This is a genomic window from Pseudomonas sp. JDS28PS106 (assembly GCF_036706555.1).
In the GTDB taxonomy this organism is placed as follows: domain Bacteria; phylum Pseudomonadota; class Gammaproteobacteria; order Pseudomonadales; family Pseudomonadaceae; genus Aquipseudomonas.
Window position 1 is genome coordinate 16,692 of sequence record NZ_JBAJGT010000021.1, and the last position, 26,455, is coordinate 43,146.

General features: G+C 56.6%; 33 protein-coding genes. All 33 read right to left on the reverse strand.

The window, feature by feature from the left end; genetic code table 11:
• Positions 1-39 precede the first annotated feature (39 nt).
• Positions 40-1,041, reverse strand: coding sequence for a DNA-directed RNA polymerase subunit alpha (locus TRP66_RS22485; RefSeq protein WP_333407473.1), 1,002 nt, complete (start codon positions 1,039-1,041; stop codon positions 40-42).
• 22 nt (positions 1,042-1,063) lie between these two features.
• On the reverse strand, positions 1,064-1,684 hold the full coding sequence (gene rpsD / locus TRP66_RS22490; RefSeq protein ID WP_333407476.1) for a 30S ribosomal protein S4: 621 nt from the start codon (positions 1,682-1,684) through the stop codon (positions 1,064-1,066).
• An 18-nt stretch (positions 1,685-1,702) separates the two neighbouring features.
• Positions 1,703-2,092: a 30S ribosomal protein S11 gene (rpsK, locus tag TRP66_RS22495; RefSeq protein WP_002555466.1), complete on the reverse strand. Its 390-nt coding sequence runs from the start codon at positions 2,090-2,092 to the stop codon at positions 1,703-1,705.
• A gap of 30 nt (positions 2,093-2,122) precedes the next feature.
• Positions 2,123-2,479 (reverse strand): 30S ribosomal protein S13, encoded by a 357-nt coding sequence (rpsM, locus tag TRP66_RS22500; protein ID WP_004883692.1) that lies wholly within the window; start codon positions 2,477-2,479, stop codon positions 2,123-2,125.
• Between the two features lie 130 nt (positions 2,480-2,609).
• Positions 2,610-2,726, reverse strand: coding sequence for a 50S ribosomal protein L36 (rpmJ, locus tag TRP66_RS22505; protein WP_002555468.1), 117 nt, complete (start codon positions 2,724-2,726; stop codon positions 2,610-2,612).
• A 28-nt stretch (positions 2,727-2,754) separates the two neighbouring features.
• The gene (gene secY / locus TRP66_RS22510; RefSeq protein WP_333407559.1) at positions 2,755-4,086 is read right to left on the reverse strand and encodes a preprotein translocase subunit SecY; all 1,332 of its coding nucleotides are present in this window, start codon (positions 4,084-4,086) and stop codon (positions 2,755-2,757) included.
• Complete coding sequence (rplO, locus tag TRP66_RS22515) at positions 4,087-4,521, reverse strand: 50S ribosomal protein L15 (RefSeq protein WP_007924183.1); 435 nt, start codon at positions 4,519-4,521, stop codon at positions 4,087-4,089.
• 3 nt (positions 4,522-4,524) lie between these two features.
• A complete protein-coding gene (gene rpmD / locus TRP66_RS22520) occupies positions 4,525-4,701 on the reverse strand; it encodes a 50S ribosomal protein L30 (protein WP_003186033.1) in 177 nt (58 codons plus the stop codon).
• A gap of 2 nt (positions 4,702-4,703) precedes the next feature.
• On the reverse strand, positions 4,704-5,204 hold the full coding sequence (rpsE, locus tag TRP66_RS22525) for a 30S ribosomal protein S5 (RefSeq protein ID WP_333407563.1): 501 nt from the start codon (positions 5,202-5,204) through the stop codon (positions 4,704-4,706).
• Between the two features lie 3 nt (positions 5,205-5,207).
• Positions 5,208-5,558: a 50S ribosomal protein L18 gene (rplR, locus tag TRP66_RS22530; RefSeq protein ID WP_002555473.1), complete on the reverse strand. Its 351-nt coding sequence runs from the start codon at positions 5,556-5,558 to the stop codon at positions 5,208-5,210.
• Between the two features lie 10 nt (positions 5,559-5,568).
• The gene (gene rplF / locus TRP66_RS22535; protein WP_333407574.1) at positions 5,569-6,102 is read right to left on the reverse strand and encodes a 50S ribosomal protein L6; all 534 of its coding nucleotides are present in this window, start codon (positions 6,100-6,102) and stop codon (positions 5,569-5,571) included.
• 12 nt (positions 6,103-6,114) lie between these two features.
• The gene (rpsH, locus tag TRP66_RS22540) at positions 6,115-6,507 is read right to left on the reverse strand and encodes a 30S ribosomal protein S8 (protein ID WP_333407576.1); all 393 of its coding nucleotides are present in this window, start codon (positions 6,505-6,507) and stop codon (positions 6,115-6,117) included.
• A 213-nt stretch (positions 6,508-6,720) separates the two neighbouring features.
• Positions 6,721-7,026 (reverse strand): 30S ribosomal protein S14, encoded by a 306-nt coding sequence (rpsN, locus tag TRP66_RS22545; RefSeq protein WP_333407578.1) that lies wholly within the window; start codon positions 7,024-7,026, stop codon positions 6,721-6,723.
• Between the two features lie 13 nt (positions 7,027-7,039).
• Complete coding sequence (rplE, locus tag TRP66_RS22550) at positions 7,040-7,579, reverse strand: 50S ribosomal protein L5 (protein WP_333407580.1); 540 nt, start codon at positions 7,577-7,579, stop codon at positions 7,040-7,042.
• 20 nt (positions 7,580-7,599) lie between these two features.
• Complete coding sequence (rplX, locus tag TRP66_RS22555) at positions 7,600-7,914, reverse strand: 50S ribosomal protein L24 (protein WP_333407582.1); 315 nt, start codon at positions 7,912-7,914, stop codon at positions 7,600-7,602.
• An 11-nt stretch (positions 7,915-7,925) separates the two neighbouring features.
• Positions 7,926-8,294 carry a 50S ribosomal protein L14 gene (gene rplN, locus TRP66_RS22560; protein WP_003243907.1) on the reverse strand — a complete coding sequence of 123 codons (369 nt, stop codon included), beginning with the start codon at positions 8,292-8,294 and terminating at the stop codon, positions 7,926-7,928.
• 23 nt (positions 8,295-8,317) lie between these two features.
• Entirely contained in the window at positions 8,318-8,584 is a 267-nt protein-coding gene (gene rpsQ / locus TRP66_RS22565; RefSeq protein ID WP_333407590.1) for a 30S ribosomal protein S17, read from the reverse strand.
• Positions 8,585-8,586: 2 nt separating this feature from the next.
• Complete coding sequence (gene rpmC, locus TRP66_RS22570; protein ID WP_002555481.1) at positions 8,587-8,778, reverse strand: 50S ribosomal protein L29; 192 nt, start codon at positions 8,776-8,778, stop codon at positions 8,587-8,589.
• On the reverse strand, positions 8,778-9,191 hold the full coding sequence (gene rplP / locus TRP66_RS22575; protein ID WP_003228729.1) for a 50S ribosomal protein L16: 414 nt from the start codon (positions 9,189-9,191) through the stop codon (positions 8,778-8,780). The genes rpmC and rplP overlap by 1 nt, the downstream gene beginning before the upstream one ends.
• 12 nt (positions 9,192-9,203) lie before the next feature.
• A complete protein-coding gene (rpsC, locus tag TRP66_RS22580; RefSeq protein WP_333407605.1) occupies positions 9,204-9,890 on the reverse strand; it encodes a 30S ribosomal protein S3 in 687 nt (228 codons plus the stop codon).
• Between the two features lie 13 nt (positions 9,891-9,903).
• The gene (rplV, locus tag TRP66_RS22585; RefSeq protein WP_002555485.1) at positions 9,904-10,236 is read right to left on the reverse strand and encodes a 50S ribosomal protein L22; all 333 of its coding nucleotides are present in this window, start codon (positions 10,234-10,236) and stop codon (positions 9,904-9,906) included.
• Between the two features lie 13 nt (positions 10,237-10,249).
• A complete protein-coding gene (rpsS, locus tag TRP66_RS22590; RefSeq protein WP_004883670.1) occupies positions 10,250-10,525 on the reverse strand; it encodes a 30S ribosomal protein S19 in 276 nt (91 codons plus the stop codon).
• A gap of 16 nt (positions 10,526-10,541) precedes the next feature.
• Positions 10,542-11,366, reverse strand: coding sequence for a 50S ribosomal protein L2 (rplB, locus tag TRP66_RS22595; RefSeq protein ID WP_117163585.1), 825 nt, complete (start codon positions 11,364-11,366; stop codon positions 10,542-10,544).
• Positions 11,367-11,380: 14 nt separating this feature from the next.
• Positions 11,381-11,680 (reverse strand): 50S ribosomal protein L23, encoded by a 300-nt coding sequence (gene rplW / locus TRP66_RS22600; RefSeq protein WP_333407615.1) that lies wholly within the window; start codon positions 11,678-11,680, stop codon positions 11,381-11,383.
• The gene (rplD, locus tag TRP66_RS22605) at positions 11,677-12,279 is read right to left on the reverse strand and encodes a 50S ribosomal protein L4 (protein ID WP_125831864.1); all 603 of its coding nucleotides are present in this window, start codon (positions 12,277-12,279) and stop codon (positions 11,677-11,679) included. Before rplD ends, rplW begins: the two co-directional genes overlap by 4 nt.
• A gap of 12 nt (positions 12,280-12,291) precedes the next feature.
• Positions 12,292-12,927, reverse strand: coding sequence for a 50S ribosomal protein L3 (gene rplC / locus TRP66_RS22610; protein ID WP_333407618.1), 636 nt, complete (start codon positions 12,925-12,927; stop codon positions 12,292-12,294).
• Positions 12,928-13,008: 81 nt separating this feature from the next.
• Positions 13,009-13,320: a 30S ribosomal protein S10 gene (gene rpsJ, locus TRP66_RS22615; protein WP_003186070.1), complete on the reverse strand. Its 312-nt coding sequence runs from the start codon at positions 13,318-13,320 to the stop codon at positions 13,009-13,011.
• Positions 13,321-13,459: 139 nt separating this feature from the next.
• On the reverse strand, positions 13,460-14,653 hold the full coding sequence (gene tuf, locus TRP66_RS22620) for an elongation factor Tu (RefSeq protein ID WP_333407620.1): 1,194 nt from the start codon (positions 14,651-14,653) through the stop codon (positions 13,460-13,462).
• A gap of 31 nt (positions 14,654-14,684) precedes the next feature.
• Positions 14,685-16,817 (reverse strand): elongation factor G, encoded by a 2,133-nt coding sequence (gene fusA / locus TRP66_RS22625; protein ID WP_333407622.1) that lies wholly within the window; start codon positions 16,815-16,817, stop codon positions 14,685-14,687.
• A gap of 30 nt (positions 16,818-16,847) precedes the next feature.
• The gene (gene rpsG, locus TRP66_RS22630; RefSeq protein WP_010490886.1) at positions 16,848-17,318 is read right to left on the reverse strand and encodes a 30S ribosomal protein S7; all 471 of its coding nucleotides are present in this window, start codon (positions 17,316-17,318) and stop codon (positions 16,848-16,850) included.
• Between the two features lie 122 nt (positions 17,319-17,440).
• Complete coding sequence (gene rpsL, locus TRP66_RS22635) at positions 17,441-17,812, reverse strand: 30S ribosomal protein S12 (RefSeq protein WP_002555494.1); 372 nt, start codon at positions 17,810-17,812, stop codon at positions 17,441-17,443.
• Positions 17,813-18,010: 198 nt separating this feature from the next.
• The gene (gene rpoC, locus TRP66_RS22640) at positions 18,011-22,210 is read right to left on the reverse strand and encodes a DNA-directed RNA polymerase subunit beta' (protein ID WP_333407637.1); all 4,200 of its coding nucleotides are present in this window, start codon (positions 22,208-22,210) and stop codon (positions 18,011-18,013) included.
• A 63-nt stretch (positions 22,211-22,273) separates the two neighbouring features.
• Positions 22,274-26,347: a DNA-directed RNA polymerase subunit beta gene (gene rpoB / locus TRP66_RS22645; RefSeq protein ID WP_333407639.1), complete on the reverse strand. Its 4,074-nt coding sequence runs from the start codon at positions 26,345-26,347 to the stop codon at positions 22,274-22,276.
• Positions 26,348-26,455 lie beyond the last annotated feature (108 nt).

Genomic DNA, 26,455 nt, shown 5'->3' on the forward strand with positions numbered 1-26,455 from the left:
TTCATTCCTTACCAAACTGACGTTCGGTGATTACGACGATCAGGCCGTAGCCTTGTCGTCCTTCTTAAGACTTGCCGGCGGCCAGTTGTCGAGGCGCATGCCGAGGGAGAGACCACGGGAGGCCAGAACATCTTTGATCTCAGTCAAAGACTTCTTCCCAAGGTTTGGAGTTTTCAACAGCTCTACTTCGGTACGCTGAATCAGGTCGCCGATGTAGTAGATGTTCTCCGCCTTGAGGCAGTTAGCCGAACGTACAGTCAGTTCCAAATCGTCAACCGGACGGAGCAGGATCGGATCGATCTCGTCTTCCTGTTCGATTACCACTGGCTCACTGTCACCCTTGAGGTCGACGAACGCAGCCAACTGCTGTTGCAGGATGGTTGCAGCACGACGGATGGCCTCTTCAGGATCCAGGGTACCGTTGGTTTCCAGATCAATAACCAGCTTGTCCAGGTTAGTACGCTGCTCGACACGGGCGTTTTCCACCACGTATGCGATACGACGTACCGGGCTGAACGAAGAGTCGAGCTGCAAGCGACCAATGCTGCGGCTTTCGTCTTCATCGCTTTGACGCGAGTCTGCCGGCTCATAACCACGACCACGAGCTACGACGAGCTTCATGTTCAGGACGCCGTTAGACGCCAGGTTAGCGATTACGTGATCGGGATTAACGATCTCGACATCATGATCCAGCTGAATATCGGCAGCGGTAACCACCCCCGAACCCTTCTTCGACAAGGTCAGCGTAACTTCGTCTCGACCGTGCAGCTTGATAGCCAGACCTTTAAGGTTCAACAGGATTTCAATGACGTCTTCCTGTACACCTTCGATGGCGCTGTACTCGTGGAGCACACCGTCAATCTCGGCCTCGACTACTGCACAGCCGGGCATGGAGGACAACAGAATGCGGCGAAGCGCGTTGCCCAGGGTATGGCCGAAACCACGCTCGAGAGGCTCGAGCGTGATTTTGGCGCGGGTTGGACTGACAACCTGCACATCAATGTGGCGGGGTGTCAGGAACTCATTTACCGAAATCTGCATGGATGCACCTATTTTCTAGCCCTTACTTGGAGTAGAGCTCGACAATCAGGCTTTCGTTGATGTCGGCGGATAGATCACTGCGAGCTGGAACGTTCTTGAAAACGCCCGACTTCTTCTCAGTGTCTACTTCTACCCATTCTACGCGGCCACGCTGGGCACACAGTTCGAGAGCCTGGACAATACGCAGCTGATTCTTGGCCTTTTCGCGGATAGCGACGACGTCACCAGCGCGTACTTGGTAAGAAGGAACGTTAACGGTCTTGCCGTTGACGCTGACCGACTTGTGCGAAACCAGCTGACGCGATTCGGCACGAGTCGAGCCGAAGCCCATGCGGTATACGACGTTGTCCAGACGGCATTCGAGCAGTTGCAGCAGGTTTTCACCGGTTGCACCTTTCTTGCCGGCGGCTTGCTTGTAGTAGCCGCTGAACTGACGCTCGAGAACACCGTAGATACGACGTACTTTTTGCTTTTCACGCAGCTGGGTGCCGTAATCGGACTGGCGACCGCGGCGCTGACCGTGGATGCCTGGAGCTGCTTCGATGTTGCACTTGGATTCGATAGCGCGAACGCCGCTCTTCAGAAAGAGATCGGTGCCTTCACGACGAGCAAGTTTGCATTTTGGACCAATGTAACGAGCCATTTCTTACAGTCTCCTGGATTACACGCGGCGCTTCTTCGGCGGACGGCACCCGTTGTGCGGGATTGGCGTCACGTCGGTGATGCTGGCGATCTTATAGCCACAGCCGTTCAATGCACGGACAGCGGATTCACGACCTGGGCCTGGACCCTTGACATTGACGTCGAGGTTCTTCAGACCGTACTCCAGCGCAGCTTGACCAGCGCGTTCAGCAGCTACCTGAGCAGCGAACGGCGTGGACTTGCGGGAACCACGGAAACCCGAACCGCCGGAGGTAGCCCAGGACAGAGCGTTACCTTGACGATCGGTGATGGTGACGATGGTGTTGTTAAAAGACGCGTGGATGTGGGCGATGCCATCAACCACTGTCTTTTTAACTTTTTTACGAGGACGAGCAGCAGGTTTTGCCATGACTAAATTCCTGTCGTTGCGCTGGTGCGATTACTTGCGGATCGGCTTACGCGGACCTTTGCGAGTACGCGCGTTGGTCTTGGTACGCTGACCGCGAACCGGCAGACCACGACGATGACGCAGACCGCGGTAGCAGCCCAGGTCCATCAAGCGCTTGATTTTCATGTTGATTTCGCGACGCAGGTCACCTTCAGTGGTGAACTTCGCCACTTCGCCACGCAGCTGTTCAATCTGCTCGTCGCTCAGATCCTTGATCTTCGCAGCCGGGTTTACCCCGGTGGTCGCACAGATTTTCTGTGCGGTGGTGCGACCAACACCATAGATGTAGGTCAGCGAGATAACAGTATGCTTGTTATCTGGAATGTTAACGCCTGCAATACGGGCCATTCAGTGGGACTCCAATTGACAGCTACCTACGCCCCGGAAGCCAAGAAATAGGGCGCGAGATAATATCGCTGTAGTAACGATTAATCAACCCAGCAGCGCACTAGCTGCTGGGCTTGAGCACAAATCACAATCAGCCTTGGCGCTGCTTATGACGTGGTTCCGCGCTGCAAATTACTCGAACCACACCTTCGCGGCGAATAATCTTGCAGTTACGGCACAGCTTTTTCACCGATGCACGAACTTTCATCACCAACTCCTCGAACCTTATGGGTGCTTCAGCGCAGCATGCCGCCGCTGCCGTAGCCCTTCAGGTTGGCTTTCTTCATCAGGGATTCGTACTGGTGCGAAACGAGGTGAGATTGCACTTGAGACATAAAGTCCATCACAACCACGACCACGATCAGCAACGAGGTCCCGCCAAGGTAGAACGGTACGTTTGCCGCGACCACCAGGAACTGGGGAAGCAGACACACGGCCGTCATATAAAGAGCACCGAACATGGTCAAGCGGGTCAGAACGCCATCAATGTAGCGCGCAGACTGCTCGCCTGGACGAATGCCCGGAATAAAGGCACCGGACTTCTTCAGGTTTTCCGCTACGTCTTTCGGATTGAACATCAACGCCGTATAGAAGAAGCAGAAGAAAATAATCCCTGCACTAAACAGCAGAATATTCAACGGCTGACCAGGAGCGATCGACTGCGAGATGTCCTGCAACCAGCCCATACCTTCAGACTGACCGAACCAGGAACCCAACGAAGCCGGGAACAGCAAGATGCTGCTCGCAAAAATGGCCGGAATCACACCAGCCATGTTTACTTTCAGCGGCAAGTGGCTGGTCTGCGCAGCGAAGACCTTACGGCCCTGCTGACGCTTGGCGTAATGAACAGCGATACGACGCTGACCACGCTCAATGAACACCACGAAACCGATAATCGCTACTGCCAGCAGACCGATGGCGACCAAAGCGAAAATGTTGATATCACCCTGACGTGCAGACTCGAAAGACTGCCCGATCGCCCTCGGAAGACCGGCGACGATACCCGAAAAAATCAGCATCGAGATACCGTTGCCAACACCGCGCTCAGTAATCTGCTCGCCCAGCCACATCATGAACATTGCACCGGCCACGAAGGTGGTGACAGCCACGAAATGGAAACCCAGGTCGCCAGAGAAAGAGACGCCCTGCCCCGCCAAGCCAACGGACATGCCGATCGCTTGAACCAGAGCCAGGACGACGGTGCCATAGCGGGTGTACTGGCTGATCTTGCGACGACCAGCCTCACCTTCCTTCTTCAACTGCTCCAGCTGCGGGCTGACTGCGGTCATGAGCTGCATGATGATCGAAGCCGAGATGTACGGCATGATCCCCAGTGCAAAAATGCTCATCCGCTCCAGCGCGCCGCCGGAAAACATGTTGAACAAGCTAAGAATGGTCCCCTCATTCTGTCGAAACAGTTCCGCCAGACGGTCGGGGTTGATACCTGGAACTGGGATATGCGCACCTATCCGGTAGACGATAATCGCCAGGAACAGGAAACGCAGTCGAGCCCAGAGCTCGGACAACCCGCCTTTGCTGAGCGCTGAGAGAGCACCTTGCTTAGCCATTTATTCCTCGAACTTGCCGCCAGCTGCTTCGATAGCCGCGCGCGCACCCTTGGTGGCGGCGATACCCTTGATGGTGACAGCGCGAGTAACTTCGCCCGACAGCATGATTTTCACGCGCTGTACGTTCTGGTTAATCACGTTGGCATCTTTCAGGGACTGCACAGTTACGATGTCGCCTTCCACTTTAGCCAGCTCGGACAGACGCACTTCTGCGCGATCCATGGCCTTCAGGGATACGAAACCGAACTTCGGCAGACGGCGATGCAACGGCTGTTGGCCGCCTTCGAAACCTGGAGCAATGGTGCCACCGGAACGGGAGGTCTGACCTTTGTGACCGCGGCCACCAGTCTTACCCAAACCGCTACCGATACCACGGCCCGGACGATGCTTCTCGCGACGGGAACCCGGCGCAGGACTCAGATCATTGAGTTTCATCGATTAACCCTCGACTCGCAGCATGTAGTAAGCCTTGTTGATCATCCCGCGATTCTCGGGAGTATCCAGTACTTCTACAGTGTGACCGATGCGACGCAGACCCAGACCCTTAACGCACAGTTTGTGGTTAGGGATACGGCCGGTCATGCTTTTGATCAGCGTTACTTTAACGGTAGCCATGATCAGACGATCTCCTCAACGCTCTTGCCGCGCTTGGCAGCAATGGATTCAGGAGACTGCATGCCCTTCAGACCCTTGAAAGTGGCGTGAACCACGTTTACAGGGTTAGTCGAGCCGTAGCACTTGGCCAGAACGTTCTGGACACCAGCCACTTCCAGCACGGCGCGCATGGCGCCGCCGGCGATGATACCGGTACCTTCGGAAGCAGGCTGCATGTACACCTTCGAAGCGCCATGAGCGGACTTCATTGCGTACTGCAGAGTGGTGCCGTTCAGATCCACCTGGATCATGTTGCGGCGAGCAGCTTCCATCGCTTTCTGGATTGCAGCAGGCACTTCACGTGACTTGCCACGGCCGAAGCCAACACGCCCTTTACCATCACCTACCACGGTCAACGCGGTGAAAGTGAAGATACGGCCGCCTTTTACGGTTTTGGCCACGCGGTTAACTTGAACCAGCTTCTCGATGTAGCCTTCGTCGCGTTTTTGGTCGTTATTTGCCATAACTTAGAACTCCAGCCCGCCTTCACGAGCAGCATCAGCCAGCGCTTTGACACGGCCGTGGTACTTGAAGCCAGAACGGTCGAAAGCCACTTGCGATACGCCCGCGGCTTTAGCGCGCTCGGCGACCAGCTTGCCAACCTTAGTGGCCGCGTCGATGTTGCCGGTGGCACCATCACGCAGTTCTTTGTCCAAAGTCGAGGCGCTTGCCAGGACTTTGCTGCCGTCGGCCGAAATGACCTGGGCATAAATGTGCTGCGAAGAGCGGTGCACGCAGAGACGAACGACTTCGAGTTCGTGCATCTTCAGGCGTGCTTTGCGAGCGCGACGCAGTCGGGTAACTTTTTTGACGGTCATTTGCTATGCCCTACTTCTTCTTGGCTTCTTTACGACGGACGACTTCGTCCGCGTAACGCACACCCTTACCTTTGTAAGGCTCAGGACGGCGGAAGTCGCGGATCTCAGCGGCCACTTGACCAACCAACTGCTTGTCGATACCACGAATCAGGATATCGGTCTGGTTGGGGGTCTCAGCGGTGATGCCATTCGGCAGTTCGTAATCCACAGGGTGCGAGAAGCCAAGTGCCAGGTTCAGGACCGAGCCTTTTGCCTGCGCCTTGTAACCAACACCGACCAGCTGCAGCTTGCGTTCGAAGCCTTGGCTAACGCCCTGGACCATGTTGCTGACCAGTGCACGGGTGGTGCCAGACATCGCGCGGGCTTGCTGATCGCCGTTGCGAGCAGCAAAACGCAGCTCACCAGCTTCTTCAACAATCTCAACAGACGAATGGACGTTCAGTTCCAGAGTGCCCTTGGCACCCTTCACCGAAAGCTGCTGACCGACGAGTTTGATCTCGACGCCGGCTGGCAACTTAACGGGGTTCTTAGCTACGCGTGACATGCTTATCCCCCCTTAGAACACAGTGCAAAGCACTTCGCCGCCGACACCGGCAGCGCGCGCAGCACGATCCGTCATCACACCTTTGTTGGTGGAGACGATAGACACACCGAGGCCGCCACGTACTTTCGGCAGATCGTCGGAGGACTTGTACTGGCGCAGGCCTGGACGGCTGACGCGCTTAACTTCTTCAATGACCGGACGGCCTTCGAAGTACTTAAGCTCGATGGACAGCGAAGGCTTGGTTTCGCTGCTGATCTGATAACCCGCAATGTAACCCTCGTCCTTCAGGACTTTGGCTACAGCCACCTTCAACGTGGAAGACGGCATGCTTACGACGGGCTTTTCAGCCATCTGGGCATTACGGATACGAGTTAGCATGTCCGCTAACGGGTCCTGCATACTCATGGGCTAGACGCTCCTAATACAAAATAATTAGCCTTTCGGCTACAGCTTGTCGCAGAGATGTTCCGGGCAGGTAAAAACACGGGCTCAGGCGAGCCGGCAATTCTAGACCTCCGCCAGAAATGAATCAAGCCCCATAAGGGGCTTGATTCAAGCTCAGGCTCTACTCCCGGTCGGTTTCTGACGAAACCGCCGGGTTCGAACTTGATGTACGGCTTACCAGCTGGCCTTGACCAGACCTGGTACGTCACCACGCATTGCAGCTTGACGCAGCATGTTACGGGCGAGGCCGAACTTGCGGTATACGCCGTGCGGACGACCAGTCAGGCGGCAGCGGTTACGCATGCGCGCAGCGCTTGCGTCACGTGGCTGCTTCTGCAGAGCAACAGTGGCTTCCCAACGGGCTTCTGGACTTGCGTTCAGATCCACGATGATTGCCTTCAGCTCTGCACGCTTCTTGGCGTACTTGGCAACGGTGAGCTGACGCTTCAGCTCACGGTTCTTCATGCTCTTCTTGGCCATTTTCCTACTCCAATCAGTTGCGGAACGGGAATTTGAAAGCACGCAGCAGTGCGCGGCCTTCTTCATCGTTCTTGGCAGTGGTGGTCAGGGTAATGTCCAGACCGCGGAGAGCATCGATCTTGTCGTAGTCGATTTCCGGGAAGATGATCTGCTCTTTTACGCCCATGCTGTAGTTGCCACGACCGTCGAAGGACTTGGCATTCAGGCCGCGGAAGTCGCGGACCCGAGGCAGGGAGATCGACAGCAGACGATCCAGGAATTCATACATACGGTCACGGCGCAGAGTCACCTTGACACCGATCGGCCAGCCTTCGCGGACTTTGAAGCCAGCGATGGATTTCCGAGCGTGAGTCACAACGACTTTCTGACCGGTGATCTTTTCCAGGTCGGCAACAGCGTTTTCGATGACTTTCTTGTCACCGATCGCTTCACCCAGACCCATGTTCAGGGTGATTTTGGTAACGCGCGGAACTTCCATCACGTTCGCCAGCTTAAGTTCTTCCTTAAGCTTCGGAGCGATTTCCTTCCGGTAAATCTCTTTTAGTCGTGCCATGGTCTTCTACCTAGCAGTGTTCAAGCATCAACCGCTTTTTGGGTCGACTTGAAGACACGAATTTTCTTACCGTCTTCTACTTTGAAACCAACGCGGTCAGCCTTGTTGGTTTCGCCGTTGAAAATGGCGACGTTGGAAGCGTGCAGAGGCGCTTCTTTCTCGACGATACCGCCTTGTACGCCCGACATCGGGTTAGGCTTGGTATGACGCTTCACCAGGTTGACACCACCAACGACCAGACGGTCGTCAGCGAGAACCTTGAGCACCTTACCGCGCTTGCCTTTGTCTTTGCCGGCGATCACGATGATCTCGTCGTCACGACGAATCTTTTGCATGTCGGATCTCCTTACAGCACTTCTGGGGCGAGCGAGACGATCTTCATGAACTTCTCACTACGAAGTTCACGGGTCACTGGCCCAAAGATACGGGTGCCGATCGGCTCTTGCTTGTTGTTCAGCAGAACAGCAGCGTTGCCATCGAAGCGGATGATGGAGCCGTCTGCACGACGAACACCGTGGCGAGTGCGGACTACGACAGCAGTCATCACCTGGCCTTTCTTCACCTTACCGCGCGGAATTGCTTCCTTGACGGTCACTTTGATGATGTCACCGATACCAGCGTAACGACGATGGGAGCCACCCAGCACCTTGATGCACATAACGCGGCGAGCGCCGCTGTTATCGGCCACATCGAGCATGGATTGAGTCTGAATCATATAATTTCTCCGACCCCTAGCCCTTAGACTTCCACAGCGCGTTCGAGAATATCAACCAGTGCCCAGGACTTGGTCTTGGCTACCGGACGAGTTTCACGAATCGTGACCTTGTCGCCGATATGGCACTGATTGCTTTCGTCGTGCGCGTGCAGCTTAGTCGAACGCTTAACGTATTTACCGTAGATTGGGTGCTTTACGCGACGCTCAATCAAAACGGTGATGGTCTTGTCCATCTTGTCGCTGACGACGCGGCCGGTCAGCGTGCGGACGGTTTTTTCGGCTTCAGCCATGATTACTTACCTGCCTGCTGGTTGAGCACAGTCTTCACGCGAGCGATGTCACGCTTAACTTGCGAGAGCAGGTGAGACTGCCCCAACTGGCCAGTTGCTTTCTGCATGCGCAGATTGAACTGGTCGCGCAGCAGGCCGAGCAGTTGCTCGTTCAGCTGCTGTGCTGATTTTTCACGAAGTTCATTCGCTTTCATCACATCACCGTCCGCTTAACAAAGGAGGTGGCGAGCGGCAGCTTTGCAGCGGCCAGGGCGAATGCCTCACGCGCCAGCTCTTCAGAAACACCCTCGATTTCGTACAGGACTTTGCCTGGCTGAATCTGGGCTACCCAGTACTCGACGTTACCCTTACCTTTACCCATACGAACTTCGAGGGGCTTCTTGGAAATAGGCTTGTCCGGGAATACACGGATCCAGATCTTACCGCCACGCTTAACGTGACGGGTCAGTGCACGACGCGCTGATTCGATCTGACGAGCGGTGAGACGACCACGAGCTACAGACTTCAGCGCGAACTCGCCGAAGCTGACTTTGCTACCGCGCAGTGCCAGACCACGGTTGTGGCCGGTCATCTGCTTGCGGAACTTCGTACGCTTTGGTTGCAACATTTGGCGTACCCCTTACTTAGCAGCTTTTTTACGAGGCGCTGGTGCTTGCGGCTTCAGCTCTTCCTGGCGACCACCAATTACTTCGCCTTTGAAGATCCAAACCTTTACACCGATCACACCGTAGGTGGTGTGAGCTTCGTAGTTGGCATAGTCGATGTCGGCACGCAGGGTGTGCAGTGGCACACGACCTTCGCGATACCATTCAGTACGTGCGATTTCAGCACCGCCGAGACGACCGCTCACTTGGATTTTGATGCCCTTGGCACCAATGCGCATTGCGTTCTGTACGGCACGCTTCATAGCGCGACGGAACATTACACGGCGCTCCAGCTGCTGAGCTACGCTCTGGGCAACCAGCATACCGTCGAGCTCCGGCTTGCGGATCTCTTCGATATTGATGTGCACAGGCACACCCATTTGCTTGGTCAGGTCCTGACGCAGTTTTTCAACATCTTCACCTTTCTTGCCGATCACGATGCCGGGACGAGCGGTGTGGATGGTGATACGTGCTGTTTGAGCCGGACGATGGATATCGATACGGCTAACGGACGCGCTTTTTAGTTTGTCTTGGAGATACTCACGCACCTTCAGATCTGCGAGCAAATAGTCCGCATAAGTCTTACCGTCTGCGTACCAGACGGAGGTGTGCTCCTTGACGATTCCCAGGCGAATGCCAATGGGATGTACTTTCTGACCCATCTCTTCGACTCCGTTACTTGTCAGCAACCTTGACAGTGATATGGCAAGACCGCTTGACGATGCGATCAGCCCGGCCCTTGGCACGTGGCATGATGCGCTTCAGCGAACGCCCTTCGTTGACGAAAACGGTGGAGACCTTCAGGTCATCAACGTCTGCGCCTTCGTTATGCTCGGCGTTGGCTACAGCCGACTCCAGCACTTTCTTCAGGATCTCGGCGGCTTTCTTACTGCTGAAAGCCAACAGGTTGAGCGCTTCGCCCACCTTCTTCCCGCGGATCTGGTCGGCGACCAAGCGGGCTTTCTGGGCGGAGATTCGAGCGCCCGACAACTTAGCGGCTACTTCCATCGTTCCTTACCCCTTAACGCTTGGCTTTCTTGTCTGCCACGTGCCCACGATAAGTGCGGGTACCGGCAAACTCGCCCAGTTTATGGCCGACCATGTCTTCGCTCACGAGAACGGGTACATGCTGACGACCGTTATGCACAGCAATGGTCAGACCGACCATTTGTGGCAGGATCATCGAACGACGCGACCAGGTCTTAACTGGTTTGCGATCGTTCTTTTCCGCCGCCACTTCGATCTTCTTCAGTAGGTGAAGATCAATAAAAGGACCTTTTTTCAGAGAACGTGGCACTGTCGTATCCCTCTATTTACTTGCGACGACGGACGATCATTTTGTCGGTACGCTTATTACCACGAGTCTTCGCGCCCTTAGTCGGGAAGCCCCACGGCGATACCGGATGACGACCACCGGAGGTACGACCTTCACCACCACCATGTGGGTGGTCAACCGGGTTCATGGCAACACCACGAACGGTTGGGCGAACGCCACGCCAGCGTTTGGCACCAGCTTTACCCAGGGAACGCAGGCTGTGCTCGGAGTTCGAGACTTCGCCCAGCGTTGCACGGCATTCAGCCAGTACTTTACGCATTTCACCGGAGCGCAGACGCAGAGTAACGTACACACCTTCACGAGCGATCAGCTGAGCCGAAGCACCAGCGGAACGTGCGATCTGTGCGCCTTTACCTGGCTTCAGCTCGATACCATGTACGGTGCTACCAACTGGAATGTTGCGCAGCTGCAGGGTGTTACCCGGCTTGATCGGTGCCAGAGCGCCCGAGATCAGCTGGTCGCCAGCGCTCACGCCTTTAGGAGCGATGATGTAGCGGCGTTCACCATCTGCGTACAGCAGCAGAGCGATGTGAGCAGTACGGTTTGGATCGTATTCGATACGCTCGACGGTGGCAGCGATGCCATCCTTGTCGTTGCGACGGAAGTCGACCAGACGGTAATGCTGCTTATGACCACCACCCACGTGACGTGTAGTGATACGGCCATTGTTGTTACGACCACCGGACTTCGATTTTTTCTCGAGCAGCGGTGCGTGAGGAGCGCCTTTATGCAGCTCCTGGTTGACCACCTTGACCACAAAACGGCGGCCAGGGGAAGTCGGTTTGCATTTAACGATTGCCATGATGCGCCCCTTCCTTACTCAGCACTGCTGCTGAAATCGAGATCTTGGCCTGGCTGAAGGGAGATAACTGCCTTCTTCCAGTCATTACGCTTGCCCAGACCGCGAGCAGTGCGCTTGCTCTTACCCAGAACATTCAGGGTAGTGACACGCTCTACTTTCACGCTGAACAGGCTTTCGACGGCCTTCTTGATTTCCAGCTTGGTTGCATCGGTTGCAACTTTGAAAACGTACTGGCCTTTCTTGTCAGCCAGACCTGTGGCCTTCTCGGAAACGTGCGGGCCAAGTAGAACTTTAAATACGCGTTCCTGGTTCATCCCAGCAGCTCCTCGAATTTCTTCACGGCCGACACAGTGATCAACACTTTGTCGTATGCGATCAGACTAACTGGATCGGAACCCTGGACGTCACGAACATCAACGTGCGGCAGGTTGCGAGCAGCCAGGTACAGATTCTGGTCAACAGCGTCAGACACGATCAGGACGTCAGTCAGGCCCATGCCATTCAGCTTGTTCAGCAGGTCTTTGGTCTTCGGCGCTTCAACAGCGAAGTCCTGAACGACAACCAGACGGTCGGTACGGACCAGTTCAGCAAGGATGGAGCGCAGAGCTGCGCGATACATCTTCTTGTTGAGCTTCTGGGTGTGATCTTGAGGACGAGCTGCGAAAGTAGTACCACCGCCGCGCCAGATCGGGCTACGGATAGTACCGGCACGAGCACGGCCAGTACCCTTTTGACGCCATGGGCGCTTACCGCCACCGGATACGTCAGAACGGGTTTTCTGCTGCTTGCTGCCCTGACGACCGCCAGCCATGTAGGCCACGACTGCCTGGTGCACCAGCGTCTCGTTGAATTCGCCGCCAAATGTCAGTTCGGAAACTTCGATTGCCTGAGCGTCATTTACATTTAATTGCATGTCAGCTTCCCCTTAACCGCGAGCCTTGGCTGCCGGACGCACAACCACGTTGCCGCCAGTAGCGCCAGGAACAGCGCCCTTGACCAACAACAGATTGCGTTCAGCGTCCACGCGCACTACTTCGAGGGACTGCACGGTCACGCGCTCAGCGCCCATGTGACCGGACATTTTCTTGCCCTTGAATACACGACCAGGAGTCTGGCACTGGCCGATAGAACCTGGAACGCGGTGGGAGACGGAGTTACCGTGGGTGTTATCCTGACCACGGAAATTCCAGCGCTTGATCGTACCCTGGAAGCCTTTACCCTTGGACTGACCGGTTACATCAACCAGTTGACCAGCAGCGAAGATTTCAGCGTTGATCTGATCGCCGGCCTGGTAGTCGCCTTCTTCAAGACGGAATTCCATGACGGTACGACCGGCGGCTACGTTCGCCTTGGCGAAGTGACCAGCCTGAGCAGCTGTAACACGCGAAGCGCGACGCTCACCGACAGTGACTTGCACTGCACGATAGCCATCGGTTTCTTCGGTTTTGAACTGAGTGACGCGATTCGGCTCGATCTCAATGACCGTGACCGGAACGGAGACACCTTCTTCGGTGAAAATACGGGTCATACCGCATTTACGACCGACTACACCAATAGTCATGTTGTAAACCTCATGAGTGTACGGGGCTTTCACCCGCTATGGCCGCCCATTTCAGAGCGTTACACGACCAAGACCCGAGTCTTAGCCGAGGCTGATCTGTACTTCCACACCGGCCGCAAGATCGAGCTTCATAAGAGCATCAACGGTTTTATCCGTTGGCTGGACGATGTCCAGAACACGCTTATGAGTACGGATCTCGTACTGGTCGCGCGCGTCTTTGTTGACGTGCGGGGAAACCAGAACGGTGAACCGCTCTTTACGGGTCGGCAGTGGGATCGGACCACGCACCTGTGCCCCAGTACGTTTCGCGGTTTCCACGATTTCCTGGGTTGATTGGTCGATCAGGCGATGGTCAAAAGCCTTCAACCTGATACGGATTTGCTGATTTTGCATTGGATTCCAGACTCCGATTGCTGTTCCCACCGAGCGCAATACGCCCGATTAAAGGAGGCGCAATTCTATAGACGACCTACCACAGTGTCAACCCAATAAAAAAGCCCCCGCAAGCGGGGGCTTTTTCATGAATCAACGCTTAGGCGATGATTTTGGCTACGACGCCAGCACCGACGGTACGACCGCCTTCACGGATAGCGAAACGCAGACCGTCTTCCATTGCGATTGGCTTGATCAGGGTAACGGAAACCTTAACGTTATCACCTGGCATAACCATTTCTACGCCTTCCGGCAGTTCGCAGCTACCGGTTACGTCGGTAGTACGGAAGTAGAACTGTGGACGGTAGCCTTTGAAGAACGGAGTGTGACGACCGCCTTCTTCCTTGCTCAGAACGTAGATTTCAGCTTCGAACTGAGTGTGCGGCTTGACGGTGCCTGGCTTGACCAGAACCTGGCCACGCTCAACGTCGTCACGCTTGGTGCCACGCAGCAGAACGCCGCAGTTCTCACCAGCACGGCCTTCGTCCAGCAGCTTGCGGAACATTTCAACGCCAGTGCAAGTAGTCTTGGTAGTGTCGCGCAGACCTACGATTTCTACTTCTTCCTGGATCTTGATGATACCGCGCTCAACACGACCGGTAACAACAGTACCGCGACCGGAGATCGAGAACACGTCTTCGATTGGCATCAGGAACGGCTTGTCGATAGCACGCTCAGGCTCTGGGATGTAGGTATCCAGAGTCTCAACCAGCTTCTTGACAGCAGTGGTGCCCATCTCGTTGTCGTCTTGGCCGTTCAGAGCCATCAGAGCCGAACCGATGATGATCGGAGTGTCGTCGCCCGGGAAGTCGTAGGTGCTCAGCAGGTCACGAACTTCCATCTCGACCAGTTCCAGCAGCTCAGCGTCGTCAACCATGTCAGCCTTGTTCAGGAAGACAACGATGTACGGAACGCCAACCTGACGGGACAGCAGGATGTGCTCACGGGTTTGTGGCATCGGACCATCGGCAGCCGAGCAGACCAGGATAGCGCCGTCCATCTGGGCAGCACCGGTGATCATGTTCTTGACGTAGTCGGCGTGGCCTGGGCAGTCAACGTGCGCGTAGTGACGAATGTTCGAATCGTACTCTACGTGTGCGGTGTTGATGGTGATACCACGAGCTTTTTCTTCTGGTGCGCTGTCGATCTTGTCGAAGTCAACACGAGCCGAACCGAAAACTTCGGAGCAGACGCGAGTCAGAGCAGCGGTCAGAGTGGTTTTACCGTGGTCAACGTGACCGATGGTGCCAACGTTGACGTGCGGTTTGTTACGTTCAAATTTTTCTTTAGCCACGACAGTGAACTCCTAGCCTAAAGGGGCTGAATCAGCCTTGTTTTTTAACGATAGCTTCGACGACATTCGACGGAGCTTCGGAGTATTTGGAGAATTCCATAGAGTAGCTCGCGCGACCCTGGGACATGGAACGAACGTCGGTCGCATAACCGAACATCTCGCCCAGCGGAACTTCGGCGCGGATGACCTTGCCGGAGACCGTATCTTCCATACCCTGGATCAGACCACGACGACGGTTCAGGTCTCCCATCACGTCACCCATGTAGTCCTCAGGTGTAACAACTTCAACCTTCATGATCGGCTCAAGTACAACACCACCGCCTTTGGCAGCGAGTTGCTTGGTCGCCATGGAGGCTGCCACCTTGAACGCCATCTCGTTGGAGTCGACGTCGTGGTAAGAACCATCAAAGACGGTTGCTTTCAGACCGATGAGCGGATAGCCGGCAACGACGCCGTTCTTCATCTGCTCTTCGATGCCTTTCTGAATAGCAGGGATGTATTCCTTCGGAACCACACCACCTACTACCTCGTTGGTGAACACCAACCCCTCAGTGATGTTGCCCTTGTCGTCCACGTCAGGCTGCGAGAAACGAATCCAGCAGTGACCGAACTGACCGCGACCACCGGACTGACGAACGAATTTACCTTCGATCTCAATGTTGTCCTTGGTGATCTTCTCGCGGTAGGAAACCTGAGGCTTACCGATGTTGGCTTCGACGTTGAACTCACGGCGCATCCGGTCAACCAGGATGTCCAGGTGCAATTCGCCCATGCCGGAGATGATCGTCTGACCAGTCTCTTCGTCGGTCTTGACGCGGAAAGACGGGTCTTCCTGAGCGAGTTTGCCCAGTGCGATACCCATTTTTTCCTGGTCGTCCTTGGTCTTCGGCTCAACAGCTACCGAGATGACCGGCTCCGGGAAGTCCATCCGCTCGAGGATGATCGGCTTCTCGAGCGAGCAGAGGGTTTCACCAGTGGTGACGTCCTTCATGCCGATCAAGGCCGCGATGTCGCCCGCGCGAACTTCTTTGATCTCTTCACGGCTGTTGGCGTGCATCTGAACCATACGGCCCACACGCTCTTTCTTGCCTTTTACGGAGTTCAGGACAGCATCGCCCGAGCTCAGTACGCCGGAGTAAACGCGCGCAAAGGTGATCGAGCCGACGAACGGGTCGGTTGCGATCTTGAACGCCAGCGCCGCGAACGGCTCGGAGTCGTCTGCGTGGCGCTCGGACTTCGGCGCATCTTCGTCTTCCACGTGATCCGGGTGGATACCCTGGATCGCAGGAATTTCGGTCGGAGCAGGCAGGTAGTCGATAACGGCGTCGAGAACCAGGGGCACGCCCTTGTTCTTGAACGAGGAACCGCAAACAGCCAGGACGATTTCGCCAGCGATAGTACGCTGACGCAGCGCCGCCTTGATTTCCTCGGTGGTGAGCTCTTCACCTTCGAGGTACTTGTTCATCAGCTCTTCGGTCGCTTCAGCCGCAGCTTCGATCATGTTGCTGCGCCATTCTTCAGCCAGCTCCTGCAGCTCGGCAGGGATCGGCTCACGGCGAGAAGTCATGCCCTTGTCAGCGTCGTCCCAGTACACCGCTTCCATGGTGATCAGATCGATCTGACCCTGGAAGTTGTCTTCTGCACCGATGGCCAGCTGGATCGGCACCGGGGTGTGACCCAGGCGCTGCTTGATCTGACCGATCACGCGCAGGAAGTTCGCACCGGCACGGTCCATCTTGTTCACGTAAACGAGACGCGGAACGCCGTACTTGTTGGCCTGACGCCATACGGTTTCGGACTGAGGCTCAACACCGGAGGTGCCGCAGAACACTACGACAGCGCCGTCGAGCACACGCAGCGAACGCTCTACTTCAATGGTGAAGTCAACGTGGCCGGGGGTGTCGATGATGTTGAAGCGGTACTTGTCGAACTGCTTGTTCGAACCAGCCCAGAAGGCGGTAGTAGCAGCGGAAGTAATGGTGATACCCCGCTCCTGCTCCTGCACCATCCAGTCCATGGTCGCAGCGCCGTCGTGCACTTCGCCCATCTTGTGATTTACGCCAGTGTAAAAAAGGACGCGCTCGGTGGTGGTGGTTTTACCAGCATCCACGTGAGCCACGATACCAATGTTACGGTAGCGGTTAATCGGAGTAGTACGAGCCATAAAGCCCTCGCAAAATTAGTGACGCTGAATTTAGAAGCGGTAGTGCGAGAAAGCCTTGTTGGCTTCGGCCATACGGTGCACGTCTTCACGCTTCTTGACCGCAGCACCTTTGCCTTCAGCGGCGTCCAGCAGTTCGCCAGCCAAACGCAGAGCCATGGACTTCTCACCGCGCTTGCGCGCGAAGTCTACCAGCCAACGCATTGCCAGAGCATTACGACGGGACGGACGAACTTCGACAGGAACCTGGTAAGTAGCACCGCCAACACGGCGCGACTTTACTTCGACCAGCGGAGCGATGGCGTCGAGAGCTTTCTCGAAGATTTCCAGGGGGTCGCTGTTCTTGCGTTCTTTAACCTTGTCCAGCGCGCCATAAACGATACGCTCGGCAACGGCTTTCTTGCCGCTTTCCATCACGTGGTTCATGAACTTCGCCAGGATCTGGCTTCCGTATTTTGGATCGTCAAGCACTTCGCGCTTGGCTGCTACACGTCTTCTTGGCATGGATAAGCCCTCAAACGGTCTTCAGGTTAGCCCGGGACAACCATCCCCAGAGGAATGCGCCCGACCTTACTCTTATCGACTCAGAAAAATAGAAATCTGCAATTTTACCCAGGAGCCAAAGACTACTTAGGCTTCTTGGTACCGTACTTGGAACGACCCTGGTTACGGCCTTTGACGCCGGAGGTATCCAGAGAACCACGAACGGTGTGATAACGAACACCTGGCAAGTCTTTTACACGACCGCCGCGAATCAGTACCACGCTGTGCTCTTGCAGGTTGTGGCCTTCACCACCGATGTACGAGGAAACCTCGAAACCGTTGGTCAGACGCACACGGCATACTTTACGCAGTGCCGAGTTAGGTTTTTTCGGCGTGGTGGTATACACACGAGTGCACACACCGCGACGCTGCGGGCAGTTCTGCAGCGCAGGTACGTCGGATTTCTCGACGATACGCTTGCGCGGCTGACGTACCAGCTGGTTGATAGTTGCCATCTACTAGCTCCACTGTTGTCTTGCGACGCTATTGTCTTACAAGAAAAGCAAATGACAGGGCGCAAGCCCCGCCAAATTTAGGGGTACAAGAGTCTAAAGAGGATTCTGCCCCCAGTCAAGACAGCGCCCTGACGCGCCCCGCCGCTACCGTCGAGCTGTTGTCGTCGGTAGCGGCGGGTCAAACATCAGGGCTCAGTCTCAATTACCGCTGGAGTTGAGCGCCTCGGTCAAAGCCGCTTCAACTTCGCTTGCGCTCACGCGCAACGGCTTGTCGATATCGCGGCGACGCTTGCGCTCGCTGTGATACGCCAGACCGGTACCGGCCGGGATCAGACGACCCACGACCACGTTCTCCTTCAGGCCACGCAGGTAATCGCGCTTGCCGGTTACCGCTGCTTCGGTCAGTACGCGGGTTGTCTCCTGGAAGGAGGCCGCGGAGATGAACGATTCAGTCGACAGCGACGCCTTGGTGATACCCAGCAGGACGCGCGTGAACTTCGAGATGAACTTGTCTTCGGTGCTCAGACGCTCGTTCTCTACCAGCACGTGAGTCAGTTCCATCTGGTCGCCCTTGATGAAGCTGGAATCACCCGACTCGGAGATCTCGACCTTACGCAGCATCTGACGCAGGATGGTCTCGATGTGCTTATCGTTGATCTTCACGCCTTGCAGACGGTAAACGTCCTGAATCTCGTTGACGATGTACTTGGCCAGCGCGCTCACACCCAGCAGACGCAGGATGTCGTGCGGATCGCTAGGACCGTCCGAGATGACTTCGCCGCGGTTTACCTGTTCGCCTTCGAAGACGTTCAGGTGGCGCCACTTCGGAATCAGCTCTTCGTACGGATCGCTACCGTCGTTCGGCGTAATGACCAGACGGCGCTTGCCCTTGGTTTCTTTACCGAATGCGATGGTACCGCTGACTTCCGCCAGGATCGACGCCTCTTTCGGACGACGAGCTTCGAACAGGTCGGCAACACGCGGCAGACCACCGGTGATGTCACGGGTCTTCGAAGTTTCCTGTGGAATACGAGCGATAACGTCACCGATCGCGATCTGTGCACCGTCCGCCACACCTACCAGGGCGTTAGCCGGCAGGAAGTACTGAGCAGGTACGTCGGTACCCGGCAGCAGCAGATCCTTGCCATCCAGGCCGACCATCTTGACGGCCGGACGAATGTCCTTGCCGGCAGCTGGACGATCCTTGACGTCGAGCACTTCAATGTTGGTCATACCGGTCAATTCGTCTGTTTGACGCTTGATGGTGATGCCTTCTTCCATGCCTACGTAGGTAACGGTACCTTTCATCTCGGTAACGATCGGGTGAGTGTGCGGATCCCACTTGGCCACGATAGAGCCAGCGTCGACCTTGTCGCCTTCCTTCACCGAAATCACTGCACCGTACGGCAGCTTGTAACGCTCGCGCTCACGACCGAAGTCGTCCGCAATTGCCAGCTCACCGGAACGGGAAACCGCAACCAGGTGACCGTCGACACGCTCAACGTGCTTCAGGTTGTGCAGACGGACGGTACCGCCATTCTTCACCTGAACGCTGTCAGCGGCCGAAGTACGGCTTGCCGCACCACCGATGTGGAACGTACGCATGGTCAGCTGGGTACCCGGCTCACCGATCGACTGTGCAGCGATAACGCCGACAGCTTCACCGATGTTGACCAGATGACCACGAGCCAGATCACGGCCGTAGCACTTGGCGCAAATGCCGTAGCGGGTTTCACAGCTGATCGGCGAACGTACGACGACTTCGTCGATGCTGTTCAGCTCGATGAACTCGACCCACTTCTCGTCAACCAGGGTGCCAGCCGGCACGATGACGTCTTCGGTGCCAGGCTTGAATACGTCACGAGCCATTACACGGCCCAGTACGCGCTCGCCCAGCGGCTCGACGACGTCACCGCCTTCGATGTGCGGAGTCATCAGCAGACCGTGTTCGGTGCCGCAGTCGACTTCGGTCACGACCAGATCCTGCGCGACGTCTACCAGACGACGAGTCAGGTAACCGGAGTTCGCGGTCTTCAGTGCGGTATCCGCCAGACCCTTACGAGCACCGTGAGTCGAGATGAAGTACTGGAGTACGCTCAGACCTTCACGGAAGTTCGCGGTGATCGGCGTCTCGATGATGGAGCCGTCCGGCTTGGCCATCAGACCACGCATACCGGCCAGCTGACGGATCTGGGCCGCGGAACCACGCGCACCGGAGTCAGCCATCATGTACATCGAGTTGAACGATTCCTGATCGACTTCTTCGCCATGGCGGTCGATGACCTTCTCTTTCGAGAGGTTGGACATCATCGCCTTGGAGACTTCGTCGTTCGCCTTGGACCAGAGGTCGATCACCTTGTTGTACTTCTCGCCCTGGGTGACCAGGCCGGAAGCGTACTGGCTTTCGATCTCTTTCACTTCGTCAGTGGCCGCATTGATGATGCGAGCCTTCTCGTCCGGGATAACGAAGTCGTTAACGCCGATCGATACGCCGGAAATGGTCGAGTAAGCGAAACCGGTGTACATCAACTGGTCAGCGAAGATGACGGTCTCTTTCAGACCAACCACGCGGTAGCACTGGTTGATCAGCTTGGAGATCGCCTTTTTCTTCATCGGCTGGTTGACGACGTCGTAGGACAGGCCGGCCGGAACCACCTGGAACAGCAGCGCACGGCCGACAGTGGTGTCGACGATACGGGTGTTCTTGACGCTGCCACCATCACGATCGTTGACGGTTTCCTGGATACGAACCTTGACCTTGGCGTGCAGTGCTGCCTCGCCGGCGCGGAACACACGGTCCACTTCCTGCAGGTCAGCGAATACACGACCTTCGCCCTTGGCGTTGATCGCTTCACGGGTCATGTAGTACAGACCTAGTACAACGTCCTGGGACGGAACGATGATCGGCTCACCGTTCGCAGGCGACAGGATGTTGTTGGTCGACATCATCAAAGCGCGAGCTTCGAGCTGAGCTTCCAGGGTCAGAGGCACGTGAACGGCCATCTGGTCACCGTCGAAGTCGGCGTTGTACGCGGCACAGACCAGCGGGTGCAGCTGAATCGCCTTACCTTCGATCAGAACCGGCTCGAATGCCTGGATACCCAGACGGTGGAGCGTAGGCGCACGGTTGAGCAGTACCGGGTGTTCGCGAATCACTTCGGCGAGAACGTCCCAGACTTCCGGCAGCTCGCGCTCGACCATCTTCTTGGCAGCCTTGATGGTCGTGGCCAGGCCACGCATTTCCAGCTTGCCGAAGATGAACGGCTTGAACAGTTCCAGAGCCATCTTCTTCGGAAGACCGCACTGGTGCAGACGCAGGGTCGGACCTACGGTAATTACCGAACGACCGGAGTAGTCGACGCGCTTACCGAGCAGGTTCTGACGGAAACGACCTTGCTTACCCTTGATCATGTCAGCCAGGGATTTCAGAGGACGCTTGTTGGAACCGGTGATCGCACGACCGCGACGGCCGTTGTCGAGCAGCGCATCGACAGCTTCCTGCAACATACGCTTTTCGTTGCGCACGATGATGTCCGGAGCGGACAGATCGAGCAGACGCTTCAAGCGGTTGTTACGGTTGATCACTCGACGATACAGATCGTTGAGGTCGGAAGTCGCGAAGCGGCCGCCGTCCAGAGGAACCAGTGGACGCAGATCTGGCGGCAGAACCGGCAGAACGGTCAGCACCATCCACTCTGGAAGGTTGCCGGAACCCTGGAAGGCTTCCATCAGCTTCAGACGCTTGGACAGCTTCTTGATCTTGGTTTCGGAGTTGGTCTGCGGAATCTCTTCGCGCAGGCGGCCGATTTCGTGCTCCAGATCGATAGCGTGCAGCAGCTCACGAACGGCTTCCGCACCCATGCGGGCGTCGAAGTCGTCACCGAACTCTTCCAGCGCTTCGAAGTATTGCTCGTCGTTCAGCAGCTGACCTTTTTCCAGCGTGGTCATGCCCGGATCGATAACGACATAGCTCTCGAAGTAGAGAACGCGTTCGATATCACGCAGGGTCATGTCCATCAGCAGGCCGATACGGGACGGCAGTGACTTCAGGAACCAGATGTGAGCGACCGGCGAAGCCAGTTCGATGTGAGCCATACGCTCGCGACGAACCTTGGCCAGCGCGACTTCAACGCCGCACTTCTCGCAGATCACGCCACGGTGCTTGAGGCGCTTGTACTTACCGCACAGGCACTCGTAATCCTTGACCGGGCCAAAGATCTTGGCGCAGAACAGACCGTCACGCTCAGGCTTGAACGTACGGTAGTTGATGGTTTCCGGCTTTTTAACTTCACCGAACGACCACGAACGGATCATCTCAGGCGACGCAAGCCCGATGCGGATCGCGTCGAATTCTTCGACTTGACCCTGGTTTTTCAGCAAATTCAGTAGGTCTTTCAAGGCCTTTCCTCCTGGCGGAGCAAGGAGGGGGCGTTGCCGCCCCGCTCCAGATCACGTCACGTGTTATTCGGTTTCCAGATCGATATCGATACCGAGCGAACGGATTTCTTTGATCAACACGTTGAAGGACTCGGGCATGCCCGGCTCCATACGGTGATCGCCGTCCACGATGTTCTTGTACATCTTGGTACGACCGTTCACATCGTCCGACTTCACTGTGAGCATTTCCTGCAGAGTGTAAGCCGCGCCGTATGCTTCCAGCGCCCAGACCTCCATCTCCCCGAAACGCTGACCACCGAACTGCGCCTTACCACCCAGCGGCTGCTGGGTAACCAGGCTGTACGAACCCGTGGAACGCGCGTGCATCTTGTCGTCCACCAGGTGGTTCAGTTTCAGCATGTACATGTAGCCAACGGTTACCGCACGCTCGAACTTGTTGCCGGTACGGCCATCGAACAGCTGCATCTGGCCGCTCTCCGGCATATCTGCCAGCTTGAGCATCGCCTTGATTTCGCGTTCCTTGGCACCGTCGAACACCGGAGTCGCCATTGGCACGCCGTTGCGCAGGTTCTTCGCCAGATCCAGAACTTCCTGGTCGGAGAACTCGTCCAGGTTTTCCTGGCGGCCGCCGATCTCGTTGTAGATCTCGGTCAGGAACTTGCGCAGCTCGACCACTTTACGCTGCTCTTCGAGCATGCGGTTGATCTTCTCGCCCAGCCCCTTGGCCGCAAGGCCCAGGTGGGTTTCGAGGATCTGGCCAACGTTCATACGCGATGGTACGCCCAGCGGGTTGAGTACGATGTCCACCGGAGTACCGTTGGCGTCGTGCGGCATGTCTTCAACCGGCATGATCACGGAGACCACACCTTTGTTACCGTGACGACCGGCCATCTTGTCACCCGGCTGGATGCGACGGCGGATTGCCAGGTAGACCTTGACGATCTTCAGGACGCCTGGTGCCAGGTCATCGCCCTGCTGCAGCTTGCGCTTCTTGTCTTCGAACTTGTCGTCCAGCAGACGGCGACGATCGACGATGTACGCCTGAGCCTTTTCGAGCTGCTCGTTCAGAGCATCTTCGGCCATGCGCAGTTTGAACCACTGACCGTGCTCCAGACCGTCCAGGACTTCATCGGTGATGTCCTGGCCTTTCTTCAGGCCGGCGCCGCCTTCGACCTTGCGGCCAACCAGCGCAGCACGCAGACGCTCGAAGGTCGCGCCTTCGACGATGCGGAACTCTTCGTTCAGGTCCTTGCGGATCTCGTCCAGCTGGGCCTTCTCGATGGACAGTGCACGAGCATCGCGCTCGACGCCGTCACGGGTGAAGACCTGAACGTCAATGACAGTACCCTTGGTGCCGGTTGGCACGCGCAGGGAGGTGTCCTTCACGTCGCTCGCCTTCTCACCGAAGATCGCGCGCAGCAGTTTTTCTTCCGGCGTCAGCTGGGTTTCGCCTTTCGGGGTAACCTTGCCGACCAGAATGTCGCCCGCGCCGACTTCGGCACCGACGTAAACGATACCGGCCTCGTCCAGCTTGTTCAGCGCAGCTTCACCCACGTTCGGGATGTCCGCGGTGATTTCTTCCGGGCCAAGCTTGGTGTCACGCGCCACACAGGTCAGTTCCTGAATGTGGATCGTGGTGAAACGGTCTTCCTGAACGACGCGCTCCGACAGACAGATGGAGTCTTCGAAGTTGAAGCCGTTCCAGGCCATGAACGCGATGCGCATGTTCTGACCCAGTGCCAGTTCACCCATGTCGGTGGACGGGCCGTCGGCCATGATGTCGCTGCGCTGAACGCGATCGCCTTTGCTCACCAGCGGACGCTGGTTGATGCAGGTGTTCTGGTTCGAACGGGTGTACTTGGTCAGGTTGTAGATATCTACACCCGCTTCGCCCGGCTCGACTTCATCGTCGGCAACACGAACCACGATACGGCTGGCATCGACGGAATCGATCACGCCGCCACGACGAGCCACGACGCAAACGCCGGAGTCGCGCGCCACGTTGCGCTCCATGCCGGTACCTACCAGCGGCTTGTCGGCACGCAGGGTCGGTACAGCCTGACGCTGCATGTTGGAACCCATCAATGCACGGTTGGCGTCGTCGTGCTCGAGGAACGGAATCAACGATGCCGCGACGGAAACGACCTGCTTGGGCGAAACGTCCATCAGGGTCACATCGGCCGGCGCCTTGACGGTGAATTCGTTCAGGTGACGTACGGCGACCAGCTCGTCGATCAGTTCCTGCTTTTCGTTCATTGCAGCCGAGGCCTGTGCAATGACGTGATCGGCTTCTTCGATCGCCGAGAGGAACACGATTTCGTCGCTGACCAGACCGTCTTTCACCACGCGGTACGGGCTTTCGAGGAAGCCGTACTGGTTGGTGCGAGCGTAGGCTGCCAGGGAGTTGATCAGACCGATGTTCGGACCTTCCGGCGTTTCGATCGGGCACACGCGACCATAGTGAGTCGGGTGGACGTCACGAACTTCAAAGCCGGCTCGCTCACGAGTCAGACCGCCTGGGCCGAGTGCGGAAACACGGCGCTTGTGGGTGATCTCGGACAGCGGGTTGTTCTGGTCCATGAACTGGGACAGCTGGCTGGAACCGAAGAACTCTTTCACCGCGGCCGCAACAGGCTTGGCGTTGATCAGGTCCTGAGGCATCAGGCCTTCGCTTTCCGCCATCGACAGACGTTCCTTGACCGCACGCTCGACGCGCACCAGGCCAACGCGGAACTGGTTCTCGGCCATTTCACCTACGCAGCGAACACGACGGTTACCCAGGTGGTCGATGTCGTCGACGATGCCCTTGCCGTTACGGATGTCCACCAGCGTCTTGAGGACGGCAACGATGTCTTCCTTGTTCAGCACGCCCGAACCTTCGATCTCGGTGCGACCGATACGACGGTTGAACTTCATCCGGCCTACAGCCGACAGGTCGTAGCGCTCTGGGCTGAAGAACAGGTTGTTGAACAGGGTCTCGGCAGCATCCTTGGTCGGCGGCTCACCTGGACGCATCATGCGGTAGATCTCGACCAGTGCTTCCAGCTGATTGCTGGTAGAGTCGATCTTCAGCGTGTCGGAGATGAACGGACCGCAGTCGATGTCGTTGGTGTACAGAGTCTCGATCCGTACAACCTGAGCCTTGGCGATCTTGGCCAGGATCTCGGTGTTCAGCTCGGTGTTGCACTCGGCGATGATTTCGCCGGTCGCCGGATGCACGATGGCCTTGGCGGTCGTACGACCCAGGACATAGTCCAGAGGTACGTCCAGCTCTTTGATGCCGGCTTTTTCCAGCTGGTTGATGTGGCGCGCGGTAATACGGCGGCCCTGCTCGACGATGACCTTGCCCTTGTCGTCCTGAATGTCCAGAACGGCAACTTCACCACGCAGGCGCTGAGGCACCAGCTCCAGGCTCAGGCTCTCGCCGCGAACGTGGAATACGTTGGTGGTATAGAAGGCGTCGAGCACTTCTTCAGTGGTGTAGCCCAGCGCGCGCAGCAGCACGGACGCAGGCAGCTTGCGACGACGGTCGATACGGACGAATACACAGTCCTTCGGATCGAACTCGAAGTCCAGCCACGAACCACGGTAAGGAATGATGCGAGCGGAGTAGAGCAGCTTGCCGGAGCTGTGCGTCTTGCCACGGTCGTGGTCGAAGAATACGCCAGGCGAACGGTGCAGCTGAGACACGATAACGCGCTCGGTACCGTTGATGACGAAGGTACCGTTCTCAGTCATCAGGGGGATTTCACCCATGTAGACTTCTTGCTCTTTGATGTCCTTGATCGCTTTGTTCGACGATTCTTTGTCGAAAATGATCAGACGAACCTTGACTCGCAGAGGTACAGCGTAAGTCACACCGCGCAGCACGCACTCTTTGACATCAAATGCCGGTTCGCCCAAGCGATAACCCACATACTCCAGCGCAGCATTGCCGGAGTAGCTGATGATCGGGAAAACGGATTTGAAGGCTGCATGCAGACCGACGTCGCGGAACTGATCTTTGGTCGCTCCCGCCTGCAGGAATTCGCGATACGAATCCAGCTGGATGGCCAGGAGATACGGCACATCCATTACGTCCGGCAACTTGCTAAAGTCCTTGCGGATACGTTTTTTCTCAGTATATGAGTAAGCCATCAGCGTTCCCCAGCTTGGTCACCTGCTTGTTTGGCTCCCTCCGACGGAAGCAGCCGAAAAATCTTGCAAACCCCATGGTTTGCGCCACCTCACCGGTGGGTCCTGCAC